Here is a 14,171-nt window from a genome sequence, read left to right on the forward strand (position 1 = left end):
GACGCGCGTGCCCTCGACGTCGTCGTAGTGCGTGATCAGGGGCCGTCCCGGTTCGGCCAGCAGCGGCGTGAGCAGAGCTTCCGTGACGGTCAAGTCAACCTCGCTAGTCGACGCAGGGGGGACCTTGCTGGAGTGCCTGGCGCTGGACTACCCGCTGCGCCGCCCCGTCCAACGCGACAACCTTGCCACCCGACAGCCGCTCGGTCGTGGTCGGGGCCGCGTTCGAGGTGGTCGGGGCCGCTTCCGAGGACGCGGGCGCCGTCGGCTCGGGCGTCTTCTCGCCCAGCACCCGCGCCACGAACGCCCGCACCTGCTCCCGGTCCACCAGCACCACGCTCTGCCCCCGGTCGTTGACCGCGCCCACCGCCGTCACCGGGATCGTCGCGAACTCCACGTTCCCGCCGGAGATCCCGCCCAGCTGCCCCGCCAGCGTGGCGACGTCCAGCCCGTCGTCCACCACGACCGACTTGCTCACCGCCTCCAGCAGCCCGGACAGCTTCGACGGGTCGGCGAACGTGCCCGCCGTCAGCAGCTTCGACATCGCCGACGACAGGAACACCTGCTGCCGGGTGATCCGGCTCAGGTCCCCGCTCGGCAGGTTCTTGCGCTGCCGCACGAACGCCAGCGCGTCACCTCCGGACAGCGTCTGCGCGCCCGCCCGGAAGTCCGCCCCCGAGTCCGGGTCGCTGGTCGCCTCCTTGAGGCACACGTCGACCCCGCCGATCACCTCGGTCAGCCGGTAGAACCCGTACAGGTTCACCTCGGCGTAGTGGTCGACCCTGACCCCGGTCAGCTCCTGCACCACCTGCACGAGCGCCGCCCGCCCGGCCTGGTCGCCGCGCTTCTCCCGCTCGGCCAGCGGCACGCCCTCGGCCTGCAGCCGCTCCATCGTGAGGAACTTCGTGACCCCGTAGGCCCCGTTGATCTTCTCCTCGCGATCGCCGGGGATCGGCACGTACGTGTCGCGGGGGATGGACACCGCGTGCGCCCGCGACCCGTCGCGCGGCACCCGCAGCACGATGATCGTGTCCGTGTTGAGGGTGTCGGTCGCCTCGGTGCGCAGCTGGCGCAGCACCGACGCGGGCAGCGGGTTGCCCTGCGCGTCGGTGCGGCTGTCGCTGCCCACCAGGAGGAGGTCGATCGCGCCGTCGTCGGCGGGAGGGGCGTTCGGCACGTCCGCCAGGGACGTCAGCACGTCGGTGGTGTTCACGCTCTCCTGGACCCGCCGCAGCGTGGACCAGCTGTAGCCGGTGACCACCAGCACCACTGCCGAGAGCAGCGCCAACCCGGTTCTGCCCGCTACGACGACGGCCTTCACCGAGACCTCCCCCTCCACTACCCCCGTGTCCGAACAGGCTAACGTCCCGCACCCGTTCGGACCTGGGGTAGCGGGAAATCAGTCCACGCAGACCACGCCGTTGGCCGTGATGGGCGCGGCGCTGCTCGCCGGGCTGGACGACCCGGTCTCCGAGCGCGCCGACGACGTGTCGTCGGTCGTGCCCAGCTCCGCGTTGTCGGCGCCCACGTAGATCAACACCTGACCCCTCGGCACGGAGTCGTCCAGCTCGGTCGTGGCGTTACCGCCGAGCGCCTGGACCACCCGGTCCGCGTAAGCCTCCTGGCCCGTGCCGTACCGGACCACGGTGGTGTCGCTGACCGCCGAGTTGAGCGCCTGCCCCTTGCGGAAGCCCTGCTCGCCGAGCGCGTTCAACACCTTCAGCGCCACGCCGGACACCCCGGACGAGTTGTAGACCTGCACCGTGATCGCCGAGGGCTGCGGGCCCGCGGACGGCGACGGCGACCCCGACGGCGAGGTCGACGACGAGGGCTTGGGCTTGTCCGAGGCCAGATCGCCCAGGAACGCCTTGACCTCCGCCGCGTCCACCGGCAGGACGTTGCCGTCGCTGTAGGTGTCGGTCGGCGGGCCGACCGGGATGGTGCGGAACTCCAGCTTGCCCGACGCCAGCCCCTGCATCTGGCTGGCGAACTCGGTGATGTCCCAGCCCTGGCTGAGCACCACCGACTTCTGCACCGCGCTGACCAGGCCGCTGAGCCTGGCCGGGTCGGTCAGGGTGCCGGTGGAGAGCACCTTGCGGGCCAGCGCGCCGATGAACACCTGCTGGCGCACGATCCGGTCCAGGTCGCCGTTGGGCAGCTCGTGCCGCTGCCGCACGAACTGCAGCGCCTGCCTGCCCTCCAGCGTCTGGACGCCTGCCGGGAACTTCGCCCCGGAGTAGTACTCGTCGTCCACCGCGTTGTTCAGGCACACCTCGACGCCGCCGATGGCCTGGGTGACCTCGTAGAAGCTCGCGAGGTTCACCTCCGCGTACCGGTCGATCTTGATGGCGCCGCCGGACAGGTCCTCGACGGTCTTGATCAGCGTGCGCCTGCCCGCGAGCGTCGACTCCAGCTCGATCTTCGCCAGGTCGGTCTCCCCCTTCGCCTGGAGCTCGGCGGAGGTGGTGTTCTTCTGCCTGATCAGCGCAGAGTTGATCTTGTGCTTGCCGAACCCGTCGGCGATCTCCACGTACGAGTCGCGCGGGAACGAGATCGCGACGGCGCGCGTCCCGTCCTGCGGGATGTGCACGAGGATGATCGTGTCGGTGTTCAGCGTCCCCTCGTCGACGCCGCCGTTCAGCAGCGCCAGCACCTCGTCGGACAGCGGCTTGCCCTGCGCGTCGGTGCGGCTGTCGCTGCCGACCAGCAGGATGTCGATCGCCCCGTCGAGGGGTTTGCGCGTGGATTCCGGCGAGACCGTGGAAGACGCCTCGCCGAACACGTCCGTCGTCGTCACACCCTGGTTCAGGGTGCGCAGCTGGTGCCATCCGTACCAGGTCACCACGAGCACGGCCGCCGAGACGAGCGCGACCAGCGTCCTCCCCGTGCCGACCAGCACGCGCAGTGCGGCCGAACCCCCGGTGCGACCGGGCGGACTCCCGTCCACTTGCGCTGCCTCCCCAGAGTCAGGTCCTGTCAACCAAGGTTAATCGCGGGTGGCTAAATCGACCCGACTTCACCCCTTATACGGGATACGGGGTAACAACCCGGTGGGTTGCGCGGTTAAGACGGTGACACACTTCGCAGGAGTCGGACTGGGTTCGGACTGGAGAGGACAACCATGCGGGTGCTGGTTACAGGCGGTGCCGGTTTCATCGGCTCGCACTACGTGCGGGAACTGGTGGGCGGCGCCTACCCGGCCTACGCCGACGCCGAGGTCGTGGTGCTGGACAAGCTGACCTACGCGGGCAACGAGGCCAACCTCGCGCCCGTCGCGGACAGCCCCCGGCTGCGCTTCGTGCAGGGCGACATCTGCGACCGCGACCTGGTGGCCGAACTGGTCAAGGGCGCGGACGCGGTCGTGCACTTCGCCGCCGAGTCGCACGTCGACCGGTCGATCTCGGGGTCCGCGGACTTCGTGCTCACCAACGTCCTGGGCACCCAGACGATGCTCCAGGCGGCGCTGGAGGCCGAGGTCTCGCGGTTCGTCCACGTGTCGACCGACGAGGTCTACGGCTCGATCGAGCGGGGCTCGTGGACCGAGGACCACGTGCTGGAGCCCAACTCCCCCTACTCCGCGTCCAAGGCGTCCTCGGACCTCCTCGCGCGCGCCTTCCACCGGACGCACGGATTGCCGGTCTGCGTCACCCGGTGTTCGAACAACTACGGTCCGTACCAATTCCCGGAAAAGGTCATCCCGCTGTTCGTCACCAACCTGGTGGACGGCAAGAAGGTGCCCCTGTACGGCGACGGGCTGAACGTGCGCGACTGGCTGCACGTCGACGACCACTGCCGGGGCATCCAGCTGGTGCTCGAGGGCGGGCGCGGCGGCGAGATCTACAACATCGGCGGCGGCACCGAGCTGACCAACCGCGAGCTGACCGAGAAGCTCCTGGAGGCCACCGGCCGCGACTGGGACGACTCGGTCGAGCCGGTCACCGACCGCAAGGGCCACGACCGGCGCTACTCGGTCGACATCACCAAGATCAACCAGGAGCTGGGCTACTCGCCGAGGGTCGACTTCGCCGAGGGCCTGGCGAGCACCGTCGCCTGGTACCGGGACAACCGCGACTGGTGGGAGCCGCTCAAGCAGCGCGCCTCCCTGGCCCGCTGATGGCCGCCACCGCGCTGCTCGTGCCCGGTGGGCGCGGCCAGCTCGGGCAGGACCTGCTCGCCACCGGCGGGCGCGTGCGGGCGCTGTCGTCGGCCGAGCTGGACATCACCGACGCCGACGCCGTCGCCGACCGGGTGGCCGAGTTCGCCGCCGGGGCGCGCGCCGAGGGCCTCGCCCCGGTCGTGGTCAACGCCGCCGCCTACACCGCCGTGGACAACGCCGAGACCGACGAGGACCGCGCGCTCGCGGTCAACGCGCTCGGGCCGGAGCTGCTCGCGCTCGCCTGCCGCGAGCACGACGTGCCGCTGCTGCACGTGTCCACCGACTACGTCTTCCCCGGCGACGCCACCGCGCCCTACGAGCCGGACGACGCCACCGGGCCGCGCTCGGCCTACGGGCGCACCAAGCTCGCGGGCGAGCAGCGCGCCCTGGCCGCCTGGGACCGGACCTGGGTCGTGCGCACCGCGTGGGTGTACGGGGCGGGCGGGTCGAACTTCGTGAAGACGGTGGCGAGGCTGGCCGGGCAGCGCGAGAGCCTGTCCGTCGTGGACGACCAGCGCGGCTCGCCCACCTGGTCCGCCGACCTCGCGGCCGGGCTGGTCGAGCTGGCTGCCGCGACCACCGGCCCCGCGGCGCCCGCGCAGCGCGTGCTGCACGCCACCGGCGGCGGCGAGACGACCTGGTTCGGCTTCGCGCGGGCGGTGTGCGAGGAGCTGGGGCTGGACCCGGAGCGGGGGCGCCCGTGCGGCACCGAGGACTTCCCCCGCCCCGCGCCCAGGCCCGCGTACTCGGTGCTCTCGCCGAAGGCGTGGGAGTCGGCGGGCTTGACGCCGCTGCGGCCGTGGCGCGAGGCGCTGGCCGTCGCGGTGCGGGAGGGCGTCGCGGGGTGACCGGACCCCGCTCCCCGCAGTCACCCGCGCATCAGCAGGGTGGTTGGGGGGGGGCCGCCGGGGGGGGCCCGGGACCCCCCCGCGGGACCGGCAACCCCGCCCCCACCCCGGCTGACCGGGAACCCCGTCCCCAACCGGGCTTTCCGCAAAAACGGGGTGCTTTTCCGCACCGTGGCGGATTGCGCGCAGTAGACAGTCCACCACTCCAGTGGCCCGCGCTGCGCCAAAGGGGTGGGAATTCCCGACTGGTCTGGTTCGGCGGCCCCGTGCTGGTGCAGCCTTTTCGCCATGTCCGAACGTGGGCGCACCCAGAACGCAGCGGTCCAGCAGCAGGAAGAGCGCCAGCGCTTCCTGCGCAGGGTGGTCGTGATCAGCGGATCGCGACAGGTTTCCGAGGAAGACCTCTTTCCCAAGAAAAAGCCTTAACGACGACGCTTCGCCGCTTTTTCGTAAGCCTTCACGGTGAGTTCCGCGGTGCGCCGCCAGGTGAACTCGGAGGCGTGCGCCCGCCTGGCCGCTTGAGCGGTGGGGCTGGGCGGGGTTTCCACGGTCTCCACCAGCGCCTGGCCCAGCGCCTCGACGTCGCCCACCGGCACGTGCACCGCGTGCCCGCCCGCCACCTCGCGCAGCGCGGGCACGTCCGAGCACACCACGGGGACGTTGCACGCCAACGCCTCCAGCACCGGCAGCCCGAAGCCCTCGTCCCGCGAGGGCAGCACCAGCGCCGAGGCGCCCGCCACCACGCGCCGCAGGTCGATCTCGGTCAGGTACCCGGTCCGCACGACCCGGCCGTCCACCCCGGACTCGCCGGGCCCGGCCAGCACCAGCGGCGGCAGCTCCGGCCGCGCCGCGTGCGCCGCGATCAGCCGGTCCAGCCCCTTGCGCGGCCCGCCCGCGCCCACGAACAGCAGGTACTCCAGCGGCAGCCGCAGCCGCGCCCGCACCGGGTCCGACGGCGGTCGCGCCGCGAACCACGCCGGGTCCACGCCCAGCGGCGTCACCACGATCCGGTCCTCCGGCACGCCCAGCCGCTCCACGACCTGGTCCGCGACCGCGCGCGTCGGCGTGCACACCACCGCCGCCCGCGAAGCCGACTGCCGCACCAGCTCGGGCAGCCGCGCGTCCGACGGCGGCAGGTCGCCGGGGTGGTCCAGCATCGCCAGGTCGTGGATCGTCACCACGCCACCGGCCCGCACCGACGGCGGCAGCACGAAGTTCGTCGCGTGCATGACGTCCGCCAGCCCCGCGAGCACCTCCACCGGCGGGAACGGCGCGCGCAGCCAGAACTGCCGCAGCAGCCGCGCCGACACCGGCAGCCCGCGCGCCACCACGTCGTGCGGCAGCACCGTCCGCAGCGCCCGCCACCCGCGCAGCGTGAACGCCACCGCCCGCACGTCCACCTCGTCCACCATCGACGCCAGCTCCTCGGCCAGCGCCGCGGTGTAGCGGCCGATCCCGGTGCGCTGCCCCAGCAGCGGGGTCCCGTCCAGCAGGACCGTCAGCGGGCGCCTAGCCACGGCCGCGCAGCTTCTTGAGCACCCGACCGGTGGCCCGCTTGGCCAGCTCGGACGGCCCGCCCGCGTCCAGGTACTCGCGCACCAGCTTGATGTCCCGCTCCACCTTCTCCCGCGTGCCCAGCGGCTTGTTGCGCACCATCGGCGACGAGCCGGGCAGCCGGTCCGCCGACGGCCTGGGGTTGCGGCAGAACTCCACCAGCGGCGCGAGCGCCACCTCCCAGGTGAACCGCTCCCGCACCACGGCGATCCGCTCGGCGCACGCCGCCGCGAACTCCTCGTCGTACATGGCCTTCTCCAGCGCCGCGGCCAGCGCCACCGGGTCCTCCGACGGCACCACGACGCCCAGGCCCTCGCGCTCGACCAGGTCGGCGAACGAGTCGCCGTCGGTGGTCACGATCGGCAGCCCGGCCCACAGGTAGTCCAGCACCCGCGTGCGGAACGCGAACGTGGTCTCCACGTGCTCGTAGTGCGTGGTGACGCCGCAGTCCGCGTCCAGCAGCCAGTTCTGCCGGTCCTGGTAGGCGACCCAGCTCTCGTTGAAGAACACGTGCTTGTTGGTCAGCCCCAGCCGACCGGCGAGCGCCCGCGTCTGCCCGGCGACGTCCATGTCGGGCACCTCGGGGTTGGGGTGCTTCATCCCCAGGAACACCAGCCGCGCGTCCGGCCGCCGCTCGCGCAGCTCGTCCACCGCGCTCACCAGCGTGAGCGGGTCGAACCAGCTGTAGACGCCACCGGCCCACAGCACGACCTTGTCGTCGGCGCCGATGCCCAGCGCGTCGCGCAGTCCGGGACCGGTGCGCGTCGGCGGCTTCGCGGACAGCCCGAACGGGGCCACGGCCAGCAGCGAGCGCACGGTCGGGTCGGTATCGTACAGCGACGGCGTCAGCCTGCCCAGCGCGGCCAGGTGACCCAGCCAGAAGTGCCGCTGCCGCTCGGAGGCGCACAGGAAGAAGTCACCGCGCGCCAGCTGGGTGTTGAGCACCCGCGTGACGCCCACGAGGTCCAGCGCGCGCTGCTCGTCGGTGCCGTCCTTGCCCTGCTCCAGCAGCTCCAGGTGCATCGGGTCGTACATGTCGCACACGACGACCTTGGTGGAGGAGCGCTCCTTCACCTGCGGCAGGTACTCCAGCGCGTGGCCCTGCAGCACCACGACGTCGGCCCAGTCGACGTGCTCGCCCAGCTCCTTCTGCCGCGCCCGCAGCACCGGGAACGCCGCGTCGGGCGGCGCGCACAGCGGGTTCACCGTCACCAGCCGCACGTCGTGCTCGGCCACCAGCACGTCGGCCATGTTCCACGCCCGGATCGCCGGACCGGCCATCTTCGGCGAGATCGCGTCGCCGGTGAGCACCAGCACCCGGCGGGGGCGGCCGAACACGCCCTCCAGGCCGAACACGTCGACCAGGACCTCGTGCGCGGCCAGGTAGCGCGGCAGCGGGTAGGCGGGCTCCATGGCCTTGCGCATCAGCGGCAGCAGGTCGGCGTCGGTGCGCCTGCGCGCGGCCTGCTCGGCCTTGCGCGACTCGGCCAGCGAGGGCAGCAGCTCCACGAACTGGTCGATCGCCAGGAACCCGGCCAGCGCCTGCCGCGCGATCGGCACGGGCGCCGCGTCGTCCGCCGGGTCGGCGGGGCGGCGGGTGATCTCCAGCTGGGTCGGGTCGATGTCGCCGCGCGCGGTCGCCCTGCGCACCACCAGCGCGAGCGCGGCGGGCAGCACCTTGGCGAGCACGTCGTCCGACAGGTTCTTGTACAGCGCGGCCAGCGCGTTGCGCTCCAGCAGGAACAGCTCGCGGCTGGTGTCCACGGACTTCATCGACGCGTGGTGCTTGTGGAACGTCAGCGACTTCGGCTCGTAGCGCACCCGCCAGCCGCGCAGGTTCAGCCGCCAGCCGAGGTCGACGTCCTCGTAGAACATGAAGAACCGCTCGTCGAAGCCGCGCAGCTCGGCGAACAGCTCGGTGCGCACGACCATCGCGGAGCCGGTCGCGAACAGCACGTCGCGCGGCGCGTCGTGGCTGCCGTCGTCCACCTCGCCCGCGTGCCGCTTGTAGCCCATGCCGAACCAGGTGAGCCCGGCGTCGACGAAGTCGACGACCTTCCCGTCCCAGTCCAGGACCTTGCTGGCGACCGCGCCCACGGCCGGGTCCTCGCGCAGCACCCGGACGGCCTCGCGCAGCCAGCCCGCGTCGGGGCGCGCGTCGTTGTTCAGGAACGCCAGCACGGACCCCTTGGCGCGCCGGGCGCCCAGGTTGCAGCCGCCCGCGAAGCCCAGGTTCTCCGGGGCCTCCACGACCTCGGCCCTGGGCACGGAGGTGCGGATGAGCTCGGCGCTGCCGTCACCGGAGGCGTTGTCCACGCAGACGACCTGGAGCAGGTCGGGCGGGTAGTCGACGTCGGTGAACAGCGCCCGCAGGCACGTGGTGGTGTCCTCGGCGCCGCGGTAGTTCACCACGACGACCGTCACGACAGGCAGACTCCCTCGCTCCACGCGCTAAGCCTGCCTCATCACGCTCCGCAGCGGGCGGTCACGGTGGTTTATGCCTCCGACGGGTTCAGCCGGGGCCCGCCGCGACCGCCGCGCCACCACGCGCCTCAGTCGCCGCCACCCGGCTCTTCCCCGTCCTCGTCCCGCTCGGCCTCCACGGTCGCCAGGCTCTCCCGCTGCCACTCGACCGTGATCTTGACGTGGGCCTCGGCGGTGGAGCGGGCGATCGCGAACAGCCCGGAGGCGCCCACCTTCAGCCCGATCTCGACGGCCACCCGGTCGGGCGCGGGGGAGCGCAGCGACCCGATCCGCTGCGCGACCGTCCCGGCGACTGACCTGGCCAGCTCGACGCCGCCCTCCAGGGTGTCCTCGGCCAGCTCCTTGGTCCGGTCCCACCGCCTGCCGACCCGGACGGGCCCGTCGTGCTCCTCGTCGATCTCGAACGGCACTAAGTCGCCGTCCTCGGTCCGCACCTCGACGTACTCGGCCACAGGCCCTCCCGGTGTGTCAGCGCCCGGCCCACTCGCGCCAGACGTCGGCCCTGGACACCTTGGCACGCCGACCGATCGCGGCGCGCTGCACGAGTGCGGACGGCAGCCGCAGCAGCACCTCGCCGATCACCCGCAGTCGCAGCCCCACCCGGAAGTTCGCCCCTTCGGGCCGCCCTCCGCGCACCGGCAGCAGCGCGGTGATGGCCGCGAACCGCGCCAGCTCGCGCAGCGCCACCCCGGCGGGCGCGCAGCGCAGCAGCATGAGCAGCCGGTTCCGCTCGTTCCACCGGTGGAACAGCGGCGAGCCGGGCTCGCTGCTGGCCCCGTGCCGGTGCCGCACCTGCGCGGGCCCCACCGACACGACCCGGTGACCCAGCAGTCGGAGCCGCCACGACGTGTCGGTGTCCTCGTAGTAGCAGAAGAACGAGCCGGGAACCCCGCCCGCGCCCACCAGCTCGGCGGTCCGGACCAGCGCGGCCCCGCCGCAGAACCCGAACACGTCCCGCCCGGCGAGCACCAGGTCGGCCCCGTGCCCGTCGGCGGTGATCCGCACCCCGACCGACTGGGTCGACCCGTCCGGCAGCAGCATCGAGGAGGTCGCCGCCGCGGCCCCCCGGTCGCGCCGCAGCTCGTCCTCCAGCGCGGCCAGCCAGGTCGGCTCGGGCGCGGCGTCGTCGTTGAGCCAGGCCACGAACTCGGTGCCCACGCGGGGCAGCACGGCGGCCAGCGCGCCCGCGTACCCGGCGTTGCGCGGCAGCCGCACCACCTCGGGCCGGCTCGGGTGCGCGGCCAGCAGCCCGGCGGTGCCGTCGTCGGAGGCGTTGTCCACGACGAGCAGCCGGTGCGCCCGCCGCTGCGCGGAGAGCGCGTCGAGGCAGTCGGTGACGTGCTCGCGCCCACGCCAGGTCACCACGACCACCGTCGTGCTCGGGCTGGGCGCAGCGCTCGGGTTCGACACGGCCGGAGACGCTACGCGGCCCGCGGGGGCCACCGCGCCCGGATCTCGCCCACGAACGCGCGAACCCCCACCACCAGCTGACACCGCGCGTGAGACCGTACCCGCCGTGCCGAACCTGGTTGTGCTCGCCGAGCAGCTGCTGGCCCCGGTCCCCGGCGGCACCGGCCGCTACACCCGAGAGCTCACCGCGGCCCTCGCCGCGACCGCCCCGCCCGGCTGGACCGTGACCACCGCCGTGAGCAGGCACCCCGACCCCTCCGCCGCGGCCGTGCCCGGCGTGGGGGCGCCGAGGGTGCTCCCGATCCCCCGCAGGGCGCTGATCGCCGCCTGGGAGCGGGGCGTGCCGTACTGGCCGGGCGGTGACGCCGTGCACGCCCCGACCCCGCTGGCCCCGCCGCGCGGCCGGGTCGTGGTGACCGTCCACGACACCGTCCCCTGGACCCACCCCGAGACCCTCACCCCCCGCGGCGCGGCCTGGCACCGCCGCGTCATCGCCCGCGCCGCGGCCCGCCCGACCCCCTTGGTCGTGCCCACCCTGGCGGTGGCGGACGACCTGAGGACCAGGGTCCCCTGCGCCGCGCCCCCGATCGCCATCCCCCACGGGGTGACCCCGCTGGGCGAGTCCTCCCCCCTGGCCGACGTCCCGGACCGCTACGTCCTGGCCATCGGCACCATCGAGCCCCGCAAGGGCCTGGAGGCCCTCGTGGCCGCCACCGCGCGGCTGGGCGTCCCGCTCCTGGTCGTCGGCCAACGGGGCTGGGGCGAGGTGGACCTGTCCGCCCCGCACGTCCGCCTGCTGGGCAAGCTGCCCGACCCCCAGCTGGCCCACGTCCTGCGCGGCGCCACCGCCCTGGCCGTCCCCAGCCTCGCCGAGGGCTTCGGCCTGCCGCTCGTGGAGGCCATGTCCGAAGGGGTGCCCGTCGTCCACTCCGACGCGCCCGCCCTGGTGGAGGTGGCCGGGGGAGCGGGCCTGGTGGCCGAGCGCGGCGACCCGAGGTCCCTGGAGGCCGCTCCCCGCTCGGTCCTGACCGACCGCCCCCTCGCCGCCCGCCTGGCCGCGGCGGGCCGCCGCAGGGCCGAGGACTTCACCTGGGAGCGGGCGGCCCGAGCCGTCTGGGAACTCCACCTCGCCCAGGCCGGCACCGCTTCCGCAGAGCGCGGCGCGCGGTGAGCGGCGCGGAACCCCCGGTCCGGGACGGCGCTTTCCCGCGCGCGCTCCCACCAGGGGGAACACATTCCCCCGCGATTCGCCGGGCGAGCGTTGTCGAATCGTTCGGGGCATTCGCCAACGGCGCTGTGAACGCTGGTCGTACCCTTCTCGGCGTGCCACCCGTCGAACCCAGCGTGCTGATCGACGCCACCGCCGTCCCCGCGGATCGGGGCGGGGTCGGGAGGTACGTGGACTCGCTGGTCGCCGCGCTCGACGCGGACGGCGCGGGCGTCAGCGTGGTGTGCCAGCCACGAGACGCGTCCCACTACCGCAGGCTGGCCCCGACCTCCCGCGTCATCGCGGCGGCCGAGGCGGTAGCCACCCGAACCGCCCGGCTCACCTGGGAGCAGGCCTCGCTGCCCAGGCTGGTAGCCCGCCTCGGCGTGGACGTCGTGCACTCGCCGCACTACACGCTGCCCCTGGCCAGCCGAGCCGCGTCCGTCGTGACCCTGCACGACGCCACCTTCTTCACCGACCCGGCGCTGCACTCCTCGGTCAAGGCCCGGTTCTTCCGGGCCTGGACGCGGGCGTCCCTGCGCAGGGCGTCCCTGTGCGTCGTCCCCAGCCACGCCACCGCGGACGAGCTGGCCCGCGTGGCAGGCGCGGACCGCACCGCCCTGCACATAGCCCAGCACGGCGTGGACACCGAGCGCTTCCACCCCCCGACCCCCCAGCAGGTCGCGTCGGTCCGCGCCTCCCTGGGCCTGGGCGCCACCCCGTACGTGGCTTTCCTGGGCGCCCTGGAACCCCGCAAGAACGTCCCGGCCCTGATCCGGGGCTTCGCCAGGGCCTGCCAAGGCCGCGCGAACCCCCCAGCCCTGGTGCTGGCGGGCCAACCCGGCTGGGACGGCCAGGTGGAACGCGCCCTCGACTCGGTCCCGCACCGAATCCGGGTGATCCGCGCCGGCTACCTCCCCTTCGACGACCTCGCCGGTTTCCTCGGCGGCGCGGAACTGGTCGCCTACCCCTCACTGGGCGAGGGCTTCGGCCTCCCCGTCCTGGAGGCCATGGCCTGCGGCGCAGCCGTCCTGACCACCCGCCGCCTCAGCCTCCCCGAGGTGGGCGGCGACGCCGTCGCCTACTGCGGCGTAGGCGCAGGCGACATCGCCGCAGCCCTGACGTCCCTCCTGGACGACCCGTCCCGCAGGCACGCCCTGTCGACGGCGGCCCTGGTCCGCGCGAAGGACTTCTCCTGGGAAACCTCCGCAGCCCGCCACCGCCTCGCCTACGCCCGAGCCGCACACGCCCACCAGGCCACCAAACGCTGACCACCCCCGCCGGCAACCCCACACAGCACCACCGGCGGGGCCCGTCACCACCTCGCAAGCCCTTTGACCACCTAGCAGGCCGCACCGCCCTGCACCGCCTAGCAGGCCCCACTGCCCTGCACCGCCAAGCAGGCCCCACTGCCCTGCACCGCTTCGCGGGCTGCACTGCCCTTCACCGCCTCGCGGGCTGCAGGGCGAGCGAAGCGAGCCCGCAGCCACCCCATCCCGCGTCCCTCTTCTCCGTTTGGCCTGGCGAATGTCAAATTCACACTAACTGTCAACAGGGGAAAAACTGTTACCGCAGTTCAGCGCGCCACCGACGAAGAAGAGGGGGGAGGTAGGGCCAAGGTCGCCCTACCGTCCATGCCGCCTCCTCAGTAAACCGGCTACTTGAAATTTCCTCGAACTTGGCGAAGGAAGTCGGAAAACCGGACTTCCGGAAAGATCAAGACTTCGTTTTTTGGGTTCTTGGAGTCACGCACCCCGCGCAACCCGGAGGTCGCACCGACCTCTACGCACTGCGCGGGATTGCCAGCACTGTAGCTTGACTTACGCCACTTCTCCTGAAACATGCTTTATTCCGTCCTTTCGGTGCTTCCTGGCAAGCCATGCGCTCGCGCGATCGCGGCTGCATTGGTCAACAGGATACGCCGCGCGGCCTCTCCTTCGGCCGCTACGGACCACAGCATGTCAGCGAGCCTATGATAAGTTTCCAAGTCTGCGGGAGATTCTGTGTTTATCTCCGTGTCAACTGTTTCGATTAGAACCCTGTCCCCGGTTATCCAAAAACCGTTTACGGGGACCGTGGGGAGAACTGTGTAGAGCGGAATAATTCCGAACCTTACCGCTGGAAGGCCGGGCAATGAAAGCAGTCGGTCGATCTGAGCCAACATCACCTCGGGCGGGCAGACGAAGTACTGCAAAGCTGATTCGCACATCAGCAGTTCGATGTCTTTTGCGGAATCGTATAGCGCCCGCTGTCGTTCAAGTCTGATGCGGACGGCTTCATCCGTGTCAAGTGGCGTCCGCTGAAATTGGGCAACGGTGATGAAAACGTGCCGGGCATACTCGGCGATTTGAACGAGCCCAGGAACCAGAATCAACTCAAACGCTCTGATTCGACTGGCGACTTCTTCGATTTCTTTGCTGTATTGCTGTCGAGGCGCGTGCCCGGTCCTGAGTTGCCGCTTCCAGGAGTTGTCCGCAAGACGGATGCCCTGTAGATCATTTTGCATACGAGCAAC

12 protein-coding genes and 1 pseudogene are annotated in these 14,171 nt (G+C 72.2%); 4 read left to right on the plus strand and 9 right to left on the minus strand.

Going from position 1 to position 14,171, the window contains the following annotated elements:
- The 3 genes and pseudogenes from ACTUAL_RS12375 to ACTUAL_RS12385 all read right to left on the minus strand — a co-directional run.
- Positions 1-93, minus strand: a pseudogene (locus tag ACTUAL_RS12375) (TIGR03089 family protein); the annotation flags it as partial.
- Positions 94-103: 10 nt separating this feature from the next.
- The gene (locus ACTUAL_RS12380; RefSeq protein WP_096498098.1) at positions 104-1,318 is read right to left on the minus strand and encodes an LCP family protein; all 1,215 of its coding nucleotides are present in this window, start codon (positions 1,316-1,318) and stop codon (positions 104-106) included.
- Positions 1,319-1,396: 78 nt separating this feature from the next.
- The gene (locus ACTUAL_RS12385) at positions 1,397-2,944 is read right to left on the minus strand and encodes an LCP family protein (protein WP_440900331.1); all 1,548 of its coding nucleotides are present in this window, start codon (positions 2,942-2,944) and stop codon (positions 1,397-1,399) included.
- 174 nt (positions 2,945-3,118) lie between these two features.
- Between ACTUAL_RS12385 and rfbB the strand changes: the two genes are divergently transcribed.
- Both rfbB and rfbD read left to right on the plus strand, forming a co-directional pair.
- Positions 3,119-4,111, plus strand: coding sequence for a dTDP-glucose 4,6-dehydratase (rfbB, locus tag ACTUAL_RS12390; RefSeq protein WP_096496937.1), 993 nt, complete (start codon positions 3,119-3,121; stop codon positions 4,109-4,111).
- Positions 4,111-5,001 carry a dTDP-4-dehydrorhamnose reductase gene (gene rfbD / locus ACTUAL_RS12395; RefSeq protein ID WP_440900332.1) on the plus strand — a complete coding sequence of 297 codons (891 nt, stop codon included), beginning with the start codon at positions 4,111-4,113 and terminating at the stop codon, positions 4,999-5,001. Before rfbB ends, rfbD begins: the two co-directional genes overlap by 1 nt.
- Before the next feature lie 422 nt (positions 5,002-5,423).
- Here the strand turns inward: rfbD and ACTUAL_RS12400 are convergent, their stop codons facing one another.
- From ACTUAL_RS12400 to ACTUAL_RS12415, 4 genes are all read right to left on the minus strand, one after another.
- Entirely contained in the window at positions 5,424-6,518 is a 1,095-nt protein-coding gene (locus ACTUAL_RS12400) for a glycosyltransferase family 4 protein (protein ID WP_096496935.1), read from the minus strand.
- Positions 6,511-8,979, minus strand: coding sequence for a glycosyltransferase (locus tag ACTUAL_RS12405; RefSeq protein WP_440900333.1), 2,469 nt, complete (start codon positions 8,977-8,979; stop codon positions 6,511-6,513). The genes ACTUAL_RS12400 and ACTUAL_RS12405 overlap by 8 nt, the downstream gene beginning before the upstream one ends.
- Positions 8,980-9,107: 128 nt before the next feature.
- Positions 9,108-9,491 carry a CU044_2847 family protein gene (locus tag ACTUAL_RS12410; protein ID WP_096496933.1) on the minus strand — a complete coding sequence of 128 codons (384 nt, stop codon included), beginning with the start codon at positions 9,489-9,491 and terminating at the stop codon, positions 9,108-9,110.
- Positions 9,492-9,507: 16 nt separating this feature from the next.
- Positions 9,508-10,449 carry a glycosyltransferase family 2 protein gene (locus ACTUAL_RS12415; RefSeq protein WP_440900334.1) on the minus strand — a complete coding sequence of 314 codons (942 nt, stop codon included), beginning with the start codon at positions 10,447-10,449 and terminating at the stop codon, positions 9,508-9,510.
- A gap of 106 nt (positions 10,450-10,555) precedes the next feature.
- Here ACTUAL_RS12415 and ACTUAL_RS12420 point away from each other — a divergent pair, with 106 nt between their 5' ends.
- A complete protein-coding gene (locus ACTUAL_RS12420; protein WP_440900335.1) occupies positions 10,556-11,620 on the plus strand; it encodes a glycosyltransferase family 4 protein in 1,065 nt (354 codons plus the stop codon).
- A 173-nt stretch (positions 11,621-11,793) separates the two neighbouring features.
- Positions 11,794-12,927 carry a glycosyltransferase family 4 protein gene (locus tag ACTUAL_RS12425; RefSeq protein ID WP_096496930.1) on the plus strand — a complete coding sequence of 378 codons (1,134 nt, stop codon included), beginning with the start codon at positions 11,794-11,796 and terminating at the stop codon, positions 12,925-12,927.
- Positions 12,928-13,313: 386 nt separating this feature from the next.
- Here ACTUAL_RS12425 and ACTUAL_RS12430 read toward each other — a convergent pair whose 3' ends face one another.
- Both ACTUAL_RS12430 and ACTUAL_RS12435 read right to left on the minus strand, forming a co-directional pair.
- On the minus strand, positions 13,314-13,499 hold the full coding sequence (locus tag ACTUAL_RS12430; RefSeq protein ID WP_440900336.1) for a DUF397 domain-containing protein: 186 nt from the start codon (positions 13,497-13,499) through the stop codon (positions 13,314-13,316).
- Between the two features lie 3 nt (positions 13,500-13,502).
- Positions 13,503-14,171: DUF5753 domain-containing protein (locus tag ACTUAL_RS12435; protein WP_440900337.1), on the minus strand; the 669-nt coding region annotated here is incomplete at its 5' end.

The organism is Actinosynnema sp., assembly GCF_052038725.1.

What these genes read in the sequence shown, in the direction of transcription:
- rfbB (WP_096496937.1), top strand. Translation starts at nt 3,119, where the DNA reads ATGCGGGTGCTGGTTACAGGCGGTGCCGGTTTCATCGGCTCGCACTAC.
- rfbD (WP_440900332.1), top strand. Translation starts at nt 4,111, where the DNA reads ATGGCCGCCACCGCGCTGCTCGTGCCCGGTGGGCGCGGCCAGCTCGGG.
- ACTUAL_RS12430 (WP_440900336.1), bottom strand. Translation starts at nt 13,499, where the DNA reads ATGTTTCAGGAGAAGTGGCGTAAGTCAAGCTACAGTGCTGGCAATCCC.